At 42.3% G+C, this 19,909-nt stretch carries 16 protein-coding genes; 7 read left to right on the top strand and 9 right to left on the bottom strand.

All coding sequences use genetic code 11. The annotated features are described in order from the left end of the window. Positions 1-117 precede the first annotated feature (117 nt). The 4 genes from E6C50_RS15805 (at position 118) to E6C50_RS15820 (ending at position 6,491) form a co-directional block, all read left to right on the top strand. A complete protein-coding gene (locus E6C50_RS15805) occupies positions 118-1,503 on the top strand; it encodes a TolC family protein (RefSeq protein WP_136404210.1) in 1,386 nt (461 codons plus the stop codon). 10 nt (positions 1,504-1,513) lie between these two features. Next, positions 1,514-4,798 carry an efflux RND transporter permease subunit gene (locus tag E6C50_RS15810; RefSeq protein WP_136404211.1) on the top strand — a complete coding sequence of 1,095 codons (3,285 nt, stop codon included), beginning with the start codon at positions 1,514-1,516 and terminating at the stop codon, positions 4,796-4,798. After that, positions 4,788-5,882 carry an efflux RND transporter periplasmic adaptor subunit gene (locus E6C50_RS15815; RefSeq protein ID WP_136404212.1) on the top strand — a complete coding sequence of 365 codons (1,095 nt, stop codon included), beginning with the start codon at positions 4,788-4,790 and terminating at the stop codon, positions 5,880-5,882. Before E6C50_RS15810 ends, E6C50_RS15815 begins: the two co-directional genes overlap by 11 nt. Before the next feature lie 72 nt (positions 5,883-5,954). Beyond that, positions 5,955-6,491, top strand: coding sequence for a ClbS/DfsB family four-helix bundle protein (locus E6C50_RS15820; RefSeq protein ID WP_317128636.1), 537 nt, complete (start codon positions 5,955-5,957; stop codon positions 6,489-6,491). A gap of 48 nt (positions 6,492-6,539) precedes the next feature. On the opposite strand, the gene E6C50_RS15825 is transcribed toward E6C50_RS15820, so the two are convergent. The 5 genes from E6C50_RS15825 to E6C50_RS15845 all read right to left on the bottom strand — a co-directional run bounded on the left by E6C50_RS15825 (position 6,540) and on the right by E6C50_RS15845 (position 11,164). Further along, positions 6,540-8,375, bottom strand: a complete 1,836-nt coding sequence (locus E6C50_RS15825) for a PI-PLC domain-containing protein (RefSeq protein WP_136404213.1) — start codon at positions 8,373-8,375, stop codon at positions 6,540-6,542. Between the two features lie 106 nt (positions 8,376-8,481). Beyond that, a complete protein-coding gene (locus tag E6C50_RS15830; RefSeq protein ID WP_136404214.1) occupies positions 8,482-9,159 on the bottom strand; it encodes a response regulator transcription factor in 678 nt (225 codons plus the stop codon). Beyond that, on the bottom strand, positions 9,156-9,920 hold the full coding sequence (locus E6C50_RS15835) for a sensor histidine kinase (RefSeq protein WP_136404215.1): 765 nt from the start codon (positions 9,918-9,920) through the stop codon (positions 9,156-9,158). Before E6C50_RS15835 ends, E6C50_RS15830 begins: the two co-directional genes overlap by 4 nt. Beyond that, positions 9,905-10,543 carry a hypothetical protein gene (locus E6C50_RS15840; RefSeq protein WP_136404216.1) on the bottom strand — a complete coding sequence of 213 codons (639 nt, stop codon included), beginning with the start codon at positions 10,541-10,543 and terminating at the stop codon, positions 9,905-9,907. The genes E6C50_RS15835 and E6C50_RS15840 overlap by 16 nt, the downstream gene beginning before the upstream one ends. A gap of 3 nt (positions 10,544-10,546) precedes the next feature. Continuing rightward, on the bottom strand, positions 10,547-11,164 hold the full coding sequence (locus E6C50_RS15845; RefSeq protein ID WP_136404217.1) for a hypothetical protein: 618 nt from the start codon (positions 11,162-11,164) through the stop codon (positions 10,547-10,549). A 312-nt stretch (positions 11,165-11,476) separates the two neighbouring features. Between E6C50_RS15845 and E6C50_RS15850 the strand changes: the two genes are divergently transcribed. Continuing rightward, complete coding sequence (locus tag E6C50_RS15850) at positions 11,477-11,968, top strand: DNA-deoxyinosine glycosylase (protein WP_136404218.1); 492 nt, start codon at positions 11,477-11,479, stop codon at positions 11,966-11,968. A 74-nt stretch (positions 11,969-12,042) separates the two neighbouring features. Here the strand turns inward: E6C50_RS15850 and E6C50_RS15855 are convergent, their stop codons facing one another. The 4 genes from E6C50_RS15855 to E6C50_RS15870 all read right to left on the bottom strand — a co-directional run bounded on the left by E6C50_RS15855 (position 12,043) and on the right by E6C50_RS15870 (position 16,815). Continuing rightward, positions 12,043-12,735, bottom strand: a complete 693-nt coding sequence (locus E6C50_RS15855; protein ID WP_136404219.1) for a Bax inhibitor-1/YccA family protein — start codon at positions 12,733-12,735, stop codon at positions 12,043-12,045. Between the two features lie 79 nt (positions 12,736-12,814). Beyond that, entirely contained in the window at positions 12,815-13,915 is a 1,101-nt protein-coding gene (locus E6C50_RS15860) for an FAD-dependent monooxygenase (RefSeq protein WP_136404220.1), read from the bottom strand. Then, positions 13,909-15,786 carry a LodA/GoxA family CTQ-dependent oxidase gene (locus E6C50_RS15865; RefSeq protein ID WP_136404221.1) on the bottom strand — a complete coding sequence of 626 codons (1,878 nt, stop codon included), beginning with the start codon at positions 15,784-15,786 and terminating at the stop codon, positions 13,909-13,911. Before E6C50_RS15865 ends, E6C50_RS15860 begins: the two co-directional genes overlap by 7 nt. Positions 15,787-15,795: 9 nt before the next feature. Then, a complete protein-coding gene (locus tag E6C50_RS15870; RefSeq protein ID WP_136404222.1) occupies positions 15,796-16,815 on the bottom strand; it encodes a catalase family protein in 1,020 nt (339 codons plus the stop codon). Positions 16,816-17,337: 522 nt separating this feature from the next. On the opposite strand from E6C50_RS15870, the gene E6C50_RS15875 reads away from it, so the two are divergent. Together E6C50_RS15875 and ilvD are read left to right on the top strand one after the other, a co-directional pair. Further along, positions 17,338-18,234 (top strand): branched-chain amino acid transaminase, encoded by an 897-nt coding sequence (locus E6C50_RS15875; protein WP_136404223.1) that lies wholly within the window; start codon positions 17,338-17,340, stop codon positions 18,232-18,234. Continuing rightward, the gene (ilvD, locus tag E6C50_RS15880) at positions 18,231-19,907 is read left to right on the top strand and encodes a dihydroxy-acid dehydratase (protein WP_136404224.1); all 1,677 of its coding nucleotides are present in this window, start codon (positions 18,231-18,233) and stop codon (positions 19,905-19,907) included. The genes E6C50_RS15875 and ilvD overlap by 4 nt, the downstream gene beginning before the upstream one ends. The last annotated feature ends 2 nt before the right edge of the window (positions 19,908-19,909 follow it).

Raw genomic sequence — 19,909 nt, forward strand, 5'->3', positions numbered from 1 at the left:
CGGGAAGTTAAATGATCAATTGAATTGGTCATTTTTTATAGCGAATTAATCATTTTTCATAGGCGCTGCTGCGGATTGTGTTGTAGTTTCGCGTTGTTAAAAAACCTTACCACAATAATGATAGTACGAAAATTGCCATTGCTGTCGCTTTTAATGTGTTTTTCAGGAGCTTTTTCCCAATCGCTCACCCTGAAAGATGCTATTGATCAAGGGATGGCTAACTACGGCACACTTAAAGCCAAAGAGAAGTATGCTTTGGCGGGACAGGAAACCGTCAAGCAAAACAAAAGGGATTATTTGCCCAATCTGACGTTGGCCGCGCAACAGGACTACGGAACCGTAAACGGACAAAATGGTCCGCTCTATGGTTTTGGAGGTCTGGGAGTTGCTTCGTCGGGATTACCCTTGCCGGAACAAAACTGGAACGCTGCTTTCGGCGCCTTGTATCTGGTGAATATGAACTGGGATTTTTATAGTTTCGGTCGTATCCGACAAAAGATCGCTTTGTCTAAAGCCGATGCCGATCGTTTGCAAAAAGATTCCGAGCAGGAACAATTCCAACATAAAATTCGCATTTCTGCGGCCTATCTAAACCTGTTGGCAAGTCAGCGGCTGGAGATTTCCCAAAAGAAAAATCTGGAACGGGCAGAGGTGTTTTTAAAACTGGCTGCTGCACGGGTTAAAAACGGATTGCTGCCGGGCGTCGATTCGACTTTGGCTTCTGCGGAAGTATCGCGCGCGCGTATCGCGCTGAACCAGGTGAAAGATCAGGTAAAGGAACAGAATAACAAACTGATCACTTTAATGGGAATAGATATTTCTGATATTAAAGTAGATACTACTTTGGTAATCAAATCTCCAAATGTGATTGGTAAAAGTGAAGCTTCAGGTATTGAATCCAATCCGGTATTACAATTTTATAAGAGTCGGATGGAATATGGTGCGCAACAATTACGCTTATTTCGGAAAGAATATTACCCGACATTTAGTTTGTTTGGGGTCTACCAGACCCGTGCTTCGGGATTTAATTCAGACTATGCAGTTGATCAATCTTCGTTTACCCATAACTATTGGGATGGCGTAGATCCGACCCGTCAGAATTACCTTTTTGGAGTGGGTGTAAGTTGGAACCTGACGACTCTGGCGCGTACCGCTAAAAAAGTCAGCGCGCAGAAATTTACTTCCGAAGCCCTGGAAGACGAATATAAGGTGATGGAACAGCAGTTTAAAGCACAGTCGGATGCAGCCGATGTTAAAATACAATTGGCCTATGAAAGCGATAAAGAGGCTCCTAAACAAGTAAAAGCAGCTGCTCAGGCGTATTTGCAAAAAATGACACTCTATAAAAACGGACTGACGAATCTGGTGGATGTTACCCAAACCCTATATGCGCTAAACCGAGCGGAAACCGACCGTGATATTGTTCATGTAAACTTATGGCAATCGTTGTTGTTAAAAGCAGCCGCAACCGGCGATTTCAACTTATTTATTAATGAATTATAACCCGTAAAAGATGAATTTAATACGTTTTGCACTTCGTAAACCGATTTCGATTATCGTTTTGGTAATGGGATTGATCATCTTTGGAATCGGTGCTGTAAAAAGCATCAAGGTGGATATTCTTCCAAAAATGAACCTGCCGGTGATTTATCTGGCGCACCCGTTCGGAGGATATACGCCCAACCAGATGGAATCCTATTTTGCCAAAAACTATGTCAACATCATGTTGTTTGCGAATGGCGTTAAATCAATAGAAACAAAGAATATACAAGGGCTTACCTTAATGAAAGTTTCGTATTATGAAGATACGAATATGGCACAGGCTGCGGCCGAATTAAGTGCGCTTTCCAACCGGATTCAGGCAGCTTTCCCTCCAGGATCGCAACCGCCGTTTATCATTCGTTTTGATGCCTCTTCCTTACCGGTAGGGCAATTGGTACTCAGTAGTGCGACCCGTTCAAATAACGAGTTACAGGATTTGGCCAACGTTTATGTGCGGGCTTCGTTTACGTCGATTCCCGGATTATTGTCGCCGCCGCCGTTTGGAGGTAGCCCGAGAACCGTAGAAATTAACGTGGATCCGGATTTATTGCGTTCACATAACCTGACACCCGATCAGATTGTAGAAGCGATCCGACTTAATAACCAGACGGCACCATCCGGAAACGTTCGCGTAGGAGATAAAAACTATATCACGCCGACGAATAATACGATCAAAGAGATTAAAGATTTTGAAAAGATTCCATTGTTTAAAGGTGGTGTACAAAACCTGTATCTGGGCGATGTAGCGACTGTAAAAGATGGAGCCGATATTACGGCCGGCTATGCTTTGGTAAATGGAAAACGTTCGGTATATGTGAGTATTGCCAAGGCCGGAGATGCTTCGACCTGGGATGTGGTACAAAAGTTAAAAGCGGAGTTGCCCAAAATCCAGAGTACGCTACCGGAAGATGTAAAGTTATCGTACGAATTTGACCAGTCGGTTTATGTGATCAACTCTGTTAAAAGTTTGATTACCGAAGGAATCATCGGGGCGATATTAACCGGTTTGATGGTATTATTGTTCCTGGGCGACCGTCGGGCGGCGTTAATTGTAATCCTTACGATTCCGATTTCGATTATATCCGGGGTTTTATTTCTGAAATTATTCGGACAAACGATCAACCTGATGTCGTTGAGCGGATTGGCATTGGCGATCGGTATTTTGGTTGATGAGAGTACGGTTACGATCGAAAACATCCACCAGCATCTCGACATGGGCAAACCCAAGGCACTCGCGATATGGGACGCCTGTAAGGAAATCGCCTTACCGAAATTATTAATTTTATTATGTATTCTGGCAGTATTTGCGCCGGCCTTTACGATGAAAGGAATCCCGGGATCGTTATTCCTTCCATTGGCGTTATCGATAGGATTCTCGATGATTATATCATTCCTGTTATCGCAGACATTTGTGCCGATCATGGCCAACTGGTTGATGAAAGACCATGCTAAAGTGCCACATTCAGCGGAGATTAGTGATGATGAAGCGGTTTTTCTGGCTTCGGGCTTAACGCCGGAATCGGAAAAAGACACGATGGATCAGAAAAAGATACTGGTGGAACGAAAAGATTTTAACGGCGATGGAAAAATCAGTCCGTTTGAACGTTTCCGCAACCGCTTTATGAAGTTGATCAACCGTTTGTTTGTATATAAAAAACCGATCACGATCCTATATCTGGTTGGGGTAACCGCATTGGCTGTTTTATTGCTAAATGTAATCGGGCAGGATGTGTTCCCGAAAGTAAACTCCAGTCAGTTCCAGATGCGATTAAAAGCACCGGATGGAACGCGTTTGGAACGAACGGAAGAAAAAGCCAAAGTAGCTTTAGCCGAACTGGAAAAACTGGTTGGAAAAGAACACCTTTCAATTTCGTCGGTTTATGTAGGACAACACCCGTCGTTGTTTTCAGTATCGCCGATCTATCTTTTTATGGCAGGTCCGCACGAAGCGGTGTTTCAGGTGGCTTTAAAGGAATACCATCGCGATATGGATGATTTTAAAGACGAATTCCGTCAGCGATTGAAAAAAGTATTACCGGATGTTAGCGTTTCGTTCGAACCGATCGAATTGACCGATAAAGTATTGAGTCAGGGATCGCCAACACCAATCGAAGTGCGTATTGCCGGTAAAAACAAAAAGAAAAATGAGGAATACGCGAATAAGCTGATGGCCGAATTGCGTCAGAAACCATATTTTAGAGATATTCAACTGGCACAACCCATCAAATATCCGGCATTGGATATCAATATCGACCGGGTTCGCGCGGCACAATTGGGTGTGGATATGGGCGAGATTTCCCGATCGCTGATTGCTTCGACTTCCTCGTCCCGTTATACGGAAAAGAATACCTGGATCGATGAAAAGGCCGGATTGTCGTATAACGTACAGGTTCAGGTTCCTTTAGACAAAATGACCGATATCAAGCAAATAGGAGAGATTCCGTTGCTGAAAAATACAGCCCGTCCGGTATTGAGCGATGTGGCTACAATTACGCCGTCGTTTACCTATGGTGAAAACGATAACTTAGGTGCGATGCCGTATATTTCGATCACTGCAAATATTGATCATAAAGATTTGGGATCGGCTTCGAAAGATGTACAGCAAGCGATCACTTCGTTGGGTGAATTGCCAAGAGGTTTGTTTATCGAACAGATCGGTTTGGGGAAAGTGTTAAGTGAAACGATGAGCAGTCTGGAATCAGGCTTATTGGTAGCGGTAATCGTAATCTTCCTGATGTTATCGGCTAATTTCCAGTCGTTCCGTATTTCACTGGTTATTTTAACAGCTGTTCCGGCAGTAGTTTTGGGATCGTTGTTGTTATTATTGGCAACCGGATCGACCTTAAACCTACAATCGTATATGGGAATCATCATGTCGGTAGGGGTTTCGATCGCCAATGCCGTGTTATTGATCACCAATGCGGAACAACTGCGGAAACACAATAACGATGCGTTGGTTTCGGCACGGGAAGCCGCTTCGTTGCGATTACGTCCTATTATCATGACCAGTATCGCGATGATTGCCGGAATGTTGCCAATGGCAATCGGACATGGTGAAAGTGGCGAACAGGTTTCCCCATTAGGAAGAGCAGTAATCGGAGGACTTTTATTTTCTACTTTTACAGTATTGGTAATCCTGCCGGTTATTTTTGCCTGGGTGATGGGTAAAACCGGAACCCAATCGGTATCTCTGGATCCGGAAGATAAAGAAAGTAAACATTATATAGCGGCATTAGCACAAACAGATGAGAAATAAAGTAATACAAGCAATTGCATTTTTAGGATCGGCAGCCTTAGTGGTAGGCTGCCAGACCAAAGCAAAGGAAAGTGAGAACCCGGTAACGGAAGCTGCGGCACCGGTATTGGAGACTTTTGTACCGAAAAAAGAAATATTGTCAACCGAATTACGTATGCCGGCCGAAATCAGCGGTTTCCAACAGGTTGATGTTTATGCGAAAGTGAGCAGCTACGTAAAAGAATTAAAAGCCGATATCGGTACGGAGGTTAAAAAAGGCCAGTTGTTAATGGTACTGGAAGCGCCGGAATTGAGCGCACAATTAGCCGCGGCCCAATCCCGTTTAAAATCACAGGAAGCGGTGTATACGGCGAGTAAAAGTACGTACAACCGTCTTTTTGAAACCAGTAAAGTAGAGGGAACCGTTTCCCGTAACGATCTGGAAGTAGCGGAAGCACGTAAAAATTCCGATTTTGCACAATATCAGGCAGCAAAAGCATCGTATAGTGAAATTCAGACCTTATTGGGTTATTTGCAAATCCGCGCTCCGTTTGACGGTGTTGTGGCCACGCGTAACGTCAACCACGGCGCTTATGTAGGACCGGCCGGGAAAGGTTCGGAGCAACCGTTGATGACCATTCAGCAACAAAACAAACTACGTCTTTCGGTATATGTGCCGGAGCAATATTCGGGTTATCTGAAAACCGGAGAAGCTTTGAAATTTACGGTAAAATCGTTACCGGGACAGGATTTTTCGGCTACCATTGCCCGTATGTCGGGCGCCTTGGATAGCCGACTTCGTTCGGAGCGCGTGGAAATGGATGTGATCAACAAAGGAAATAAATTGTTACCGGGTATGGTTGCCGAAGTACAATTACCGTTAACCGCAAAAGACAGTACGTATGTCGTACCGAAATCGGCTGTGGTTACTTCGAGTGAAGGAACGTTTGTCGTATCGGTAAAAGACCATAAAACTAGTCGACTACCGGTTCAGAAAGGGCGTATTTTAGAAGATAAAATCGAAGTATTCGGAGCGATTACACCGGATATGCTTTTGATCAAACAAGCTACTGAAGAAATTCCGGATGGAACACCGGTAAAATAAGTGATACCGAAACTGTAGGAATGCAGCTAAACCTGTCAGGTCTTTAAAACCTGACAGGTTTTTTTATGTTTTATGATTAAATTTGAAAAAGAAAAAATGGCGGTACCAACAGATAAAACAGCTTTAATTGATGCGATACAAATCAATTATGGAAAACTCAAAAAAGAATTGAGTACAATTCCTGTTGAATTAACGGTTAGTAAAGAATTGGAAGGGCATTCCAAAGGAACCCAAATGAGTTTGCATAATCTGGTAGCTTATCTGGTAGGATGGGGCGAACTGGTTTTAAAATGGAATCAGAAAATGGATGCTGGTGAAGCCGTTGATTTCCCGGAAACCGGTTATAAATGGAACGAGTTGGGAAAGCTGGCACAGAAGTTTTATAGTGATTACGAAGAAATTGAATGGACTACATTACTTCAGCGATTGGATCAAACGGTAGATCGGATTTTAGCGCTCATCGAAAGCAAAACCAATGCAGTGCTTTATGAGCAAAGTTGGTACGAAAAATGGACACTTGGTCGGATGATACAATTCAACACAGCATCACCTTATACCAATGCCAGAGGACGAATCCGCAAATGGAAAAAAGAGCGTAAGCTGTCATAAAAAAGGAGGGAGATAACCCAAACTCCCTCCATACTTATGAAATAGAAATTACCCCGCCATCTCGTTTACTTCCTTAGGAAGTGCCGATCTGTGCGTGATGTTGTTATAAATTTTGGTGAACAATTCGGCGATAAACGTCGGACGCGCATATTCCGTATAATCGAGATAAAGGATATTCGGAAAATAACCGTTTGTATTGGGTTGCAAATACGACATAATCCGGCCAAGGTTGCTATCAGGTTCTTTGGCGAACAACCAAACAGCGGTTGGCGGAGTTAACGTCCACGATAGCAAGAAAAGATCACAAGGGGTTTGTGAAAACTCCTGACATTCCCAACTGTCATTTTTTTGTTTGCTACAACATTGACCGTTAAAAGCATTGAATTTTTGCAGCTGATCGGTTTCCATAGTGCTGTAAAACATCGAATTGGAATAAATATCAAAAACGGTCAGATCGCCTAGATTTGCCGTGTTATCCTGCCAGTCACGGTATACCCAGAAGCCCTCTTTTGGTTCATCGGTTACCGCCCAATTATCGTCGATTACCACTAAAATTTGTCCGCTGTCTTTGAGGTAGGTTCCCATCGGAATATCGGCCAATCGTTGGTATCCGTCTGGAATCGAACGAAACAACCACGGCCCGATGGTGTCATTGATCATTGTTTTTAACGTCTCATAAATAGCGGATGTAAACCCATCGAAATGTGAAAATTTCAGTATAGCCAGTTCGCGATGGCCTTCTTTATAAAAAAGCTTTACGTCATCTAAAACTTCCTGTACCGAAGGTCCGGTAAATCCATGATAAATATTCAGATTTTTATCCGGGCGCAAGTCAAAATAGCGTACGCCGGCCTCTAATTGTTGATACAGATTGAGATCCTGTGTTTTGCCAAGAGTTTCCAAACCATGAGTGTACATTCCGGCATCGTGGCTGGCCGGGAAAACCATTTTTTTTAACGGAAGATCCTGTGTTAAGGGGAGTAAATCCCTCATAAAATCGGCGGTATTCATTAATCGGGAAAGGGAATACCACAATCCAAAAGAAAGTCCTTCGCTGGCATGTACCTGTACGGCAACTTGTCCGCTGGATGAAATCGCGGCTTTTGGAGTCGAGCCGGAATCGAAGTTTGTTGCTTTCGACCATAGGATTGACGTGCCGTTTATCACACCCGACATTTGCCATAGTCCTGTAATACCCTGTGATTCGTGTACTTCGATAATACGACCGTCATCGGTAATCGCAATACTCGGATTAATACCATCCTGATACGGAATACTATTGCTCCAATTAATAGAATCGCCATTGATATGGCCCACTCTGTAGTGTAATTTAGCAGGACTTTCCGATTGATGTACTTCGACAACCCATCCGGAGTTGGTAATGGCAACCGAAGGCTTACTGCCTTTTTCGTAGTCATGACTCTTTCCCCAGCTAATGGTTTTGCCATTGAGTTTTCCAACACGGTAATAAAGGACGTCATGCGATTGCGATTTATGCACTTCCACCAGCACGCCATAATCGTTTATCGCAATGCAGGGTTGGACGCCGGTATCGTATTTTTCATCTTTTCCCCACCATTCGATAGTAGAACCGTTTACAAGTCCGACTTTAGCATACATCGAATGCGTAAGGATGTTACTGGTTTCGTGTACTTCGACAACAATGTTCTTATTGTTAATTGCAACCGACGGAGAAAAACCGTCGCTATAAGGAGTGCTTTCGCCCCATTCGATAGTTGCTTTATTGATCAAACCGATATGGTACCACATTTTTCCGGAACTTTCCGAGTTGTGTACTTCGATGCTGATCCGTTCGTTGGTTGCGATGGAGTTATAGCGACCACTATCGTAATTGTTGGCCAATCCGAATTGAATACTTTCCATAATGTTACAAATTAAGTTGAGATAGGTTTGGGACCTTATTTCTCAAAGTTCGGAATAATTTTGTAACGTTGTATGGATGAAATTACCTGTTTTTCAAATAAATAGGTTAAATCATTGGAAGTTCCTCCACACTGATGATGTTATTCTGAATGGCATAAATAACCAGTCCGGCTATATTTTTAGCCCCGGTTTTAACAAAAAGATTGTTTTTATGACCTTCTACGGTTCGGGCGGTAATAAAGAGTGCATCACCGATTTCTTTTGCTGTTTTCTGTTGACTGATCAGGCGTAATACATCGATTTCGCGTTTGGAAAGTTCAGTACCGTTGTCAAAAATTGACTTTTGGTTTGTTTTGGCAGCTGCTTGTTCGCGAATGGCTTCCATCTGATCTTCCATAAAAAAGATCCCTTTCTGGTGTACAATCGGAATAATTTCGGCCAATAAAATAGGGGAAACCCCTTTTGGAAGAAAAGCCGAAGCACCGGTTTTGAGCATAAAGTTCATAAACGACCGCTGGTAATGCGACGACACGATAATCACCTTGATATCCGGGAAGTTAGCTTTAAGATGGCGTGTCACTTCAATACCATCCATACCTTTCATTTTTAAATCCAATAGTAAGACTTCGGGTAAAATCTCGGCTCTTTCGAGGTACGACAGCAAAACGTCACCACTTTCGGCGGTGTAGACCACTTCGAATCCCGGCTGCATGCTCAGGAAGTTTTCCAGTAGTTTTACAATTAAACCATCATCGTCTGTTATGGCAATTCGAATGGTACTCATATCAGGTTTTTATAATCTTCAAGTAATAGTAAGGCCGAGGTTCCTTTGCGGAGCGGTTTGATACTGTGTTTACCGTTTAGGTAAAGCATCCGTAGCTCAATGTTTTGTAGTCCGAGTCCTTTTTTATTCTGATTCGGATCAAAACCTTTACCGTCATCTTTCACCAAAAGGCAAAGCAATCGATCGCTTTGTCGCAGGTGAACAGTAATTACGGAAGCACCGGCATGTTTGTAAATATTGGTAATCAATTCCTGTAAAACACGGGTAAACTGAATTTTAATACTATTGGGTAACGCAACATCAGTACGTACATCATGATAAAAGTCGACCGCAATGTTTTTTTTCCAGGGGGTAATAATTCCGTCAATTAATTCATACAAAGATATGAATTCTAACATAGGTGGACTCAAATCGTGTGAAATTCTTCGCGCATCGGCTATGCTTTCACTTAATAAATAGTCCATTTCGTCACTATTGTAATCCAGTTGGTGCTTTAATTTAAGCGAAGTGAGTTTTCCGATAAGCGAATCATGCAAATCGGCAGCAATACGCGTACGTTCCTGTTCCTGAACCAAAATACCGTTTTCAAGTAGTTTTTTTTGATGCTCCAGCTTTAAACGGGATTCTTCCAACTGGGCTTCCGCCATTTGCTTAAAGTTGAGATAGGCAAGCCGTATAAACGAAAAAACCAGTATGAAAACCACCGTAATGGCAATGATAATCCATAGCATAATGGTTTTGGGATCTAGCCATTTTTCCATATTTCCCAGTTTATAAAAGCATAAAAAATAAGTGTAACGACCAGATTAGCCATCCAGAAATAAAACTTAAGTCCGGAACTTACATTGATCAGGAAGTTAATGGGCAGAAAAAACAAAAGGTGTAATGAAAAAAAGAGTAAAATGGCGGCATTAAGCCGTAATTCTTCCTTTTGCGTGGTTTTGTATTTTCCTACTTTCTGGAAAAAATAAGCCAGTGCAAATAATATGATCACAAAGGCATCCATAACTTTGGAATAGGACTGGAATTGTTGAGGAGCGATGGTACGTAATGAAAAAAGCTCCCAGACAATAAATCCACTGGCAACAAACGTAAGCGAAAAAAGAGTTCTGCTTTTCTTTTCAAAAAAGCAGAACTGGTATAAAATTGTAAAAATGATCAGTTCCAATAAACTGAACATAATGATGAATATCAGGTTGTTTCCAAACAAATGACCATAAAGGCGGCTGCTAAGATCCGTGCAGAGTGCCACACCGATATAGAGCAACAGCATTTTATGAGAAAGGGCGAGCGATTTGTAACGATACATGCCAATCCCAATCCCGGTGAGCAGAAGCGCCGGTGATAAATACGTCAGATAGTCCAGAAACTGATAAAACGTCATATATTAGTTTTCGGCCAATTGTAATAAATAGAAATCACCTTCCAAAGGAGCAAATGGTGGAACCGGTCGTACCGTATCATAGTACACCGATTTTTTAAGTTCTTTATCCACGATAACCAAATCGGCTACATAACCGGAAACAGCTGCAGTACTGGCTCTAAGTGCAAAATCCGCATCATATGGAATCGCTACTTTTTCTTTGATATAATCGGTTGGAATGGCAAAAGCCTGGAAAATACCTTCCGGTGCATCGATTTGTACCGAAACCCATTCTTTTACGTTATTATCCCAGTTGTCAATTCGTTCTTGTGCCTCTTTTTCAGGAAGCTCCTGACCTCCGTTGCCCATTCCAATATTTACCGGAGTAGCGTTAATATGCGCATCGATATCGGCAACCGCTTTCGAATCCGGGGAATCAAATTCCGAAGGGATCAAAAAGAAATATAAGTGGTTCTCGTAGATACCCGGATACGCATGCAGGTATTTTGAAGTCCCTTTGTCGGCACATTCAAAAGAGAAATAACGAGCGGTACTTAAATAGAAAGTTGCTAATTCACGGTCTTTACGGACTTTGTTCCACTCACGGATTCCATCCAGAATGTCTTGTAGAGGTAATTTCATAATTCAGGCTTTTTTGAGTTAATATCAAATGATTGATTCGTTCAAAATTAGATTTTTGACACTAAAAAAACAAATAATATCGCGGGTAAGTTAGAATACTTTAACAAGATAATTTTTAAGATAAAGTAAAGAAGGGATAACCGCTTTAACACCAACCGCTAAAGCAACCGTTACAATTTTATTTTTGTCTTCCGGAAAGGCTGAAAACACTAGTAAATACAGCTTTTTTTTAAGACGATTAGGCAAATCCTTTTTGAATTTTGCCGGATTGTCGCTACTTTGCAGTAGGAATCTTTTTAAAAAATAATGTCCATGCTCATTTATTCTTTTCCTTCCGTATCGGAAACTAACGCCCGGATATTGATTTTGGGAACCATACCCGGTGTTGCTTCTTTAATGGCAAAAGAATATTATGGCAATGCCCGGAATCATTTTTGGAAATTGATGTTTACCATTTTTGAAGCTTCTTTTTCTAATGATTATGCCACCAAAAAAGCATTGTTGTTACAAAATAAAGTTGCGCTATGGGATGTATTGCAGGCTTGTAAAAGAGAAGGAAGTCTGGATAGTGCGATCGAACAGGAAGTACCTAATGATTTTAATGATTTTTTAGAAAAACATCCCGAAATCACGCATATTTTCTTTAACGGACAAAAAGCAGCGGCATATTTTAAAAAATATGTAAAAACAACCAAAGCCTATCATTTACAGGTATTGCCATCGACAAGCCCTGCGAATGCCGGTAAAGGTTTTGAAGCCAAATTAACCGAATGGAAAGGGATACGAATACCGTTGGAATTATAAAAACAACATACGACACAATCAAAAAAGACTGCCTATTCTGGCAGTCTTTTTTAGTATAAATATAAATTGTAAGATTAATTTCTTCGGCTCATCAGGATGCGTAATACATACCAGAATAAAAGCATTACGGATGAAAATAATTGTAATGCAGCACCTACATATTGTTGCGTACCATACTGATTTTTAATTTGATGTGTTTGGTATAGGATACTGACAGAAGCCAGGATTACCATTCCGACAGAAAACCATAATCCGAGATTAAATCCGAATAAGGCTCCGGCAACGATTAATCCCAGTGAAATAAAACCACCAATAATAATGGCCGTTCTAAGGAACGAGAAATCGGCTCGGGTAAAAAATACCACAGCGGTCAATCCGGAAAACATAAACAGGGTAATGATTGCAGCCTGAGTGATCAACTCGGCACTATTAGTAAGCGCTACAGCAATAACAATCATCGGTAGGAAAATAATAGCTTCCAGAATTACATACAATCCCAGTCCTAAATATTGTTGTTCGCGCGACGGGTTAAAACTCATTTTTTCGGATAGGGTGGTACCCAACCAAAAAAGTCCGATGATAAACAACCATACGAATTTTCCACCAACCATTGCAGCTATCCATTCCATGGGAACGGTATGAATTAAAATCGTTTCTACAATAATAAAAGCAAGAATGGCAATTGCCACGTGTAGATAAGTTTTTTTGTAGAAAGTAGCTTTTTCCAGTTCGGAAGCGTAAGCTACAATAGTGTTTTCGGATTGCATATTTAGGTATTAAGGTTTTACAAAACAAATATAATCTTTTTTTTAAATTATCCCGATTATAGGAAATATCCCGCCCCTTTTAAAGGCGTCGCTTCCAAAACGGCGAATCGGTCCAACGTTGTTCCTGTCGGTATTGGTTGTGTAACATGGCAACCGATTTATTAAAAAGTACCATTTGTTTCGAGAGGTAATCGCTGGCAGCAGTTCCGTCACCATTGCGTAAACCGGTAATGGCTTTGGCAGCGGCATAACCGGCTGTCAGTGCATTGGTAATACCAAATGAGGTCAGTGGATCATAGGAACACAACGCATCACCAGCCGCGAGCCATCGGTCGCCACCGGGAACTTCCAACAGGGAAGTAGAAGCAGTTTTAATTCCGGAATGCATCAGGTTATCAAAAGCATTTTCTGAAACTAAAGCCGAAAAATGCCGCGTTTGTTGTATTTTCTGTCGCAACCAGTCTTTGAGTAGTTCTGGTTTGACCATATGCAGGTCACTGTCCGACATAAAATTGACTACAGTTTTACCATCGTTGACTGGGGCCATGTACCACCAGCCATCAGCAACCGATTCGATATAGGTCATTCCTTTTAAAACGGTTTCCGGTTTTGGAATCATAAAATGATAGGAAACCAGATTATCCAATGTTGTTCTTTTTACACCGGATTTTTTGGCTACAATACTGGCTCTTCCACTGCAATCGAGAATAAAATCGGTTTCGATTACGGTAAAATTTCCGGCAGGAGAAAGACATTCCAGAAACATCTTGTCGGGAGTTTCTGTAATATTTTTGATCTGATAATTAAGAAATAAAGAAATACCGCGTTCAATGGCCGTTTCGAGTAACTGATTTTCAAAGACCACACGGTTTAGGTGTAATCCGTTACCATAGGGTTCATTTAAGAAATAACGTTGGCGGGGCATAGTATCGCCCCACACAACGTTATTACCTACATATGTATTGTGAAAACCGGAAGCTGGTATCTTGTGAAGTCCGAGTTTGTCCAGGATAAAGTTGGCACCCGGCGCTAAAGATTCCCCAGGTTTAAAAACGTTTTCCCGACGATAGTCGATAACAGCACAGGTTACGGATTCTTTTTGTAAGGTCAATGCTGCGGCCAATCCGGCCGGGCCAGCTCCCACAATAACAACGGGTATGTAATATCGGTTTTTTATAATTCGTGACGTTTTAACGGTTGACTTTCACGTGGTGCTTCTTCTGCCATTAATCCTCTTGCGGTAACGATCGGATCTTGTTCGGCATGACGTACCTGTACCAATGTCGGATCAGTACCAGTCGGACCTTTGCGATCGGTTTCCACCCATAAGGCTTCCGGAAGGAATTGGGACGGATTTTCCAGATCATGTCTGGTAATGATTCCCAGTTGATGCCATTTGGCAACCATATTGTTGATACGGGTTACATAGGTAGTGGTGAAATCACGCATCCAGTCCACACGGTAGGAGAAATGTTTTAATTTTTGACCGTCGCTGGTTGTGGAAACATTCAAACGATCAAAACTATCTTTCGAAAGTACGGTATTCGGAACCCTAACCGACCAGAATGACGGTAACGGAAGGTATAAGGTTAGGTCATATCCGGAAAGGCAACTCGCTTCGTCGGTTTGCCACGGAACACCCAACCAACGGGTTACTGATCCCGGACCACTTCCGTCCAGCGGACCATTAGGCGACAGTGCAATTTCGGAGGTTAGCATACCACCGTAGTCGTCGCGAACACCGGAATCTTCCGGAAGGACTTTTAATCGGTATGGCTCACTCCACATCATCAGGTGACGGAATGGCCATGTAATTTCAATTCCCGGATGGAAAGGTCCGCCCAGGCATTCTTCCAACGGAGCTTTTAATAACGCCAATACTTGTGAACGCACGGGTAATTCGTCAAAAACAACCGGTTTCCGGAGTTCTCCGGTTGTAAAATCCCCTTCGGCCCAACGGCGCAGCATGTCGTATTGCGTATCGGTTACCGCCAGATCTACAGCGGGAAGATCGTTGTAGTCGCCAAATAAATCGCCATAGTGCGGTGGAATTTTGGCCGGTTCGTATACCGTCGAATTCCGGTCGCGGAACCATTCGAAAACACGTCTGCGTTCGGCTTCACGAGCCGGGTCCGGACTTTCCAGCTGGGCAATAAATTCCGGATTTTCAAAATCGCTAGGCGAATTGGTTCCAAACAACATAAAAAAGCCTTCGTTTACCCATTGCGTACTACTCATACGGGATAGTATCGGATAAATATCCCGGTAAAAGATAATCTTTTCTTTAGGAGGGAACCAGCCTTCGCGGATGTATAAATCGTCAACCACATCCAGCATACTCACTACCGGAAACAAACCTTGTCCGAAGTTGGGAGGCGTACAAACCACAATAGAAGGTTTCGCCTCGAAGGTTTGTCCGCCAATGGTAACGGTTGCTCTTACGGTACCGTCGGAAGTATCGTCGTGCCAGTCGTCGTTATTGGCAAATGTAATGGCTTTTATTCCCAATCGGGATTCGCTTTTTCCATCACCACCAAAAAACAACAAACGTCCTTTATCGTCGGTACGGATTTCGCCCAGGGATACTTTTTTATCGTAGAATTTCCCGGAGTCAAAGTGATATTTTGGTCCGGATATGTTTTTTCCGCTAATGGTTCGCGGTCCGGGATCGATCACCAGTTGATTCCGATCCGGATCGGGAACAGCGCCGTTACGTTTGGTACTCGGAATGCTGTATTTGCCCAAATCCAGGGCATTATTAAACTGATACCAGGCGGCTTTTCGGTTGGCCACGTGTACGCGCCATTCAATATTCACATTGTCAGTATCGGTATTGATTTCGCCCAAGGGTTCGTTATTTTCGTCCAGGGCATAAATACGAAATCGCGGCACCTGTTTTTTGAACAAGTTGTCGTTATCTTTAAAACCGCCTTCCGCTACGGGAGCCACACCCGGTAAATCGGAAGCCAGATAATATTCTTTTGAATTTCCGATGCGCGCCACACCGATGGCCGGGTAGATTGCTACACTTTTTATTGAGTTGATATCCATAGCACTATTTTATTTAAGGTTAAGGGGTCTTGGTGTATTCGGTTCGATAGCCGGAACACCATTTTTAAAACGTCTCAATTCGGCACCGGCTTCATATACTACTTTACGGGCAGCACTGATACTACCTTGCGGTTCGTGTACTTTTAAAGTACGCCACGGGTTAAATGACAGGTTTTCGCCATATTCGGCCTGTCCCTGATTGGTAATGTCCTGTTTTTGAATTACAAGAGTGGCGATATGTACCGGTTTGGATTCCGTTTCGCTCCAGGGTGTCATGGCTTTATCCAAAGGCATTGTTTCCGGGTTGGTTTGAAACTGTACCATAAAATTAAATTGCGCTTCACCCATATTGAGGCGGGCTTGTAAATCGGCCTGTAGGTAATCGGAAGTATTTTGCGATGGCGGCACACCGAATGGTGGTCCGATCGGTTCCAGTTTGTATTTTACAAAGCGATCGCCAAAAGCATAGGGTAGTCCGCTCCAGTAAGGAGTTGTCAGGCAGCTATCTACGGTTTTAGCCATTTCGTCCAGAATTTTTTGTGTTTCCGGGTGGTCTTTCAGATAGAGATCATAATTGTGATCCACCACACCGGCTTTCGTGAATTTGCACATTTCGGTGGCATTGTCTACAAAAAAGACGTTCATGTTTTGCAATAGAAAATCGGCAGTGGTTGCGTGTTTACTGGATTCCAGCAATTTTTCACCCGGAACATCAAAAAGTTTGATTCCGATTCCGACTGTCGATTTCATATCCGGAGCATGCGGCTGAGTATCGCTCGAAAAGCGAACCCAGGCACTAAAACGCTCGTGCGCAAAAATCCCAACTTTATACTGTTCCGGTAATCCCGGTACCATAATAAAATCGGCTTTGGCCACACCATGAGGTTTTAAAAATACAGCACGTCGCACCGGACATTGCCCGGCCATAATACGGTTGCCCATAGTACTGTCGATAAACATTTTCTTGAGGGAAGCAGTCGGATTAGTTTCGCAATCCATAGCCGCTTTGTGGGGTAGGTCATTTTGCATGGTAGTTTGTTTGGTGGTTTATTATTGCAATTTAAAAAACCAGAATTGTTAAAATTCAGGTAGTACTACGTGATTTTCAGATAAAAAAAATAAAATGTTATACTTTGAAAAAAGCAATTGTTTTTAATGTAGAATTGTTTGAAATAAATAGTGTACTAAAAAAATATAAATAAAGCTTGTATTTATGTGTTTTTTATGTACATTTACGATAATTACAATTCACGTGATTACTACCAATATTATTACAGTTACAGTTAGTAGCATTATCGCAGTTAGCGCTGATGCAGGAAGGGTATAGTAGTAATATAAAAGATGAATCATACAAAGCCGTTCCGATTTTGGGGCGGCTTTTTTTATTTTTAAATGTATACTAAATGAAACCGGAAGTTACACATACAATTTCAAACACTATTATACTTTTACTATCGTGAGTAGGAAGCTATACATCATATTGGTATATGATTCAGGCCCTTCTCACATCGGGAGGGGCTTTTTTTTGAACTAAATTTAAAAGTATTTACTATGTATTATGACAACGACACCATTATCTATTTCGACGGAAACTTTGTAAAAGCCACAGAAGCTAAAACCGATCTTTACGGACAATCGCTTCATTACGGATATGCTGTATTCGAAGGTATAAAATCGTATAAAACCCCAAATGGGACACAGATTTTTAAAGTTGCGGAGCATTACGACCGTTTGCGGTTTTCGGCCGAAACGATGCACATTCCGTTTTCGTATACTATTCCGGAATTGATTGAATTATCCTATGAAGTACTCAAACGGAACAATCTTAGCGATGCTTATATACGCCCTTTGGTAATCAGCTCACCCAATATGGGCCTTTCAAAAGCAAAAGAAAGTCAGCTGGTTATTGAAGCATGGGAATGGAATAATGGCTATCTGACCAACCAGTTACGGGTAATGACCTCATCGTATCGCCGACCTAATCCGGAAGCTTTTCATGTCAAAGCCAAAGTAAGTGGTCATTATGTTAATTCAATATTAGCTTGTCAGGAAGCCCGGGATAAGGGATTCGATGAAGCCTTATTGCTCGATAGCAATGGAAATGTCGCGGAAAGTTCCGGAGCGAACGTGTTTTTCGAAAGAAGCGGAATATTATTCACACCGCCCAAAGACAATATTCTTCCGGGAATAACCCGTGCTGTGGTTATTGAAATCTGTAAAAAACTGGAAATTCCGGTAGTGGAAAAATTTTTTAAACCGGAAATGATGAAAGGTGCTGATGCTGCTTTTTTTTGCGGTACGGCAGCCGAAATAGTCACGTTGGCTTCTTTAGATGCTGTTCCGTTTTGCAAAAAATGGGTTGATACTTATAGTAATCAGATACAAAAAGCATACAGCAGTCTGGTTTTAGGGAAAAGCATGGATTCGATTGGAAATAAACTAAAATGAAAAAAAATAAATATTCAGCGCTATTAACGCAAGGTGACAATTATCCGGCAGCCAAAGCCATGTTATACGGGATCGGTTTTACCGATGCTGATATGGCCAAAGCACAGGTAGGGATTGTCAGTATGGGATATGATGGAAATCCATGTAACAAGCACCTGAATGATCTGGCGCAACTCGTAAAAAAAGGAAGCTGGGAGGAAGGATTGGCCGGATTGGTTTTTAATACGATTGGTGTGAGTGACGGTATAAGCAACGGTACCGACGGCATGCGTTATTCACTGGTAAGTCGGGAAGTAATTGCCGACAGTATCGAAGCGGTATGTGGTGCTCAATATTACGATGGTTTGATCGCATTACCGGGTTGTGATAAAAACATGCCGGGGAGTATTATCGCCATGGGACGACTTAACCGACCGTCTTTGATGGTTTATGGCGGAACCATAGCACCGGGTTATTATAACGGAGAAAAACTAAATATTGTTTCGGCCTTTGAAGCGTTTGGAAAAAAAATAGCCGGTCAATTAAGTGAAGCAACGTATAATGGTATTATCAAGAATGCTTGCCCCGGACCCGGAGCCTGTGGTGGAATGTATACGGCCAATACGATGGCTTCAGCAATAGAAGCACTGGGCATGAGTCTGCCGTATTCGGCTTCCAATCCGGCGATGAGTTTCGAAAAGCGACAGGAATGTCTGGATGCCGGATGGTATTTAAAAAGGCTCCTGGAACAGGATATTAAGCCAACGGATATTATGACCCGTAAAGCCTTTGAAAATGCAATGCGCCTAACGATCATTCTCGGCGGAAGTACCAATGCTGTATTGCATCTGATAGCCATGGCCAAAAGTGTAGGGATATTATTGACTCCGTATGATTTTCAGAAGATGAGCGATAAAACACCGGTTCTTGCCGACTTAAAACCTAGTGGGACATATCTCATGCAGGATATACACGAACAGGGAGGGATACCGGCAGTAATGAAATATCTACTACAGGAAGGTTTGCTTCATGGGGATTGTCTTACCGTAACCGGAAAAACGGTAGCCGAAAATTTGGAACAGGTTAAAGGACTCGATTTTACCCGACAATCGATCATAAAACCGTTAACAGATCCGATTAAGGCCACCGGGCATTTAAGAATTTTATACGGCAATCTGGCCCAAAACGGAAGTGTTGCCAAAATCAGTGGAAAAGAAGGTACTTTTTTTAACGGTCCGGCACGGGTTTTCGAAAGCGAAAAAGAACTGATTGCCAGTATTCAAAATGGAAAAATACACCATGGTGATGTGATTGTGATTCGCAATGAAGGACCAAAAGGTGCGCCGGGTATGCCGGAAATGCTAAAACCAACCAGTGCCTTAATCGGAGCCGGTTTCGGAAAAAGTGTTGCATTATTAACAGATGGACGGTTTAGCGGTGGGACCCACGGTTTTGTTGTAGGACATATTACCCCCGAAGCTTATGAAGGTGGATTGATCGCTTTTATTCAGGATGGCGACCGTATTGCTATCGATGCGGTTAACAATACACTGGAATTACAGGTTTCAGATAAAGAAATCGAAATCCGGAAACAACAATGGAAAAAACCGAAATTAAAAGTCACAAAAGGATTGTTGTATAAATACGCATTAACGGTATCATCGGCCTCGGAGGGTTGTGTGACAGATGCATAAAT

The organism is Flavobacterium supellecticarium (genome assembly GCF_004801375.1).
Taxonomy (GTDB): Bacteria; Bacteroidota; Bacteroidia; order Flavobacteriales; family Flavobacteriaceae; genus Flavobacterium; species Flavobacterium supellecticarium.